1 protein-coding gene is annotated in these 231 nt (G+C 46.3%); it reads left to right on the top strand.

Features of this window, described 5'->3' with window-relative positions; genetic code table 11:
• Window positions 1–231 (top strand): DEAD/DEAH box helicase (locus AB4653_RS28005; protein ID WP_372105895.1); only part of this gene is annotated, 231 nt, incomplete at both ends.

Below are 231 nucleotides of genomic sequence, written 5' to 3'. Positions count from 1 at the left end.
ACGCTACCTATTCTTGAAATGTTATCAAAAGGCCCTCGCGTACGTCAGAACCAAGTTCGTGCACTAGTGCTAACACCTACCCGTGAACTTGCTGCGCAAGTGAATGGCAGCGTAGTTAAATACGGTATTAACTTACCGCTTACTTCTACGGTCGTGTTTGGTGGCGTGAAAATTAACCCTCAGATGCAAAAACTTCGTAAAGGTAGTGATGTGTTGGTGGCAACACCGGGT

The organism is Vibrio sp. 10N.222.48.A3, assembly GCF_041475345.1.
In the GTDB taxonomy this organism is placed as follows: Bacteria; Pseudomonadota; Gammaproteobacteria; order Enterobacterales; family Vibrionaceae; genus Vibrio; species Vibrio tasmaniensis_A.
Note: the sequence above shows the minus strand (reverse complement) of the source record. Positions and strands in the feature narration are given on the sequence as shown.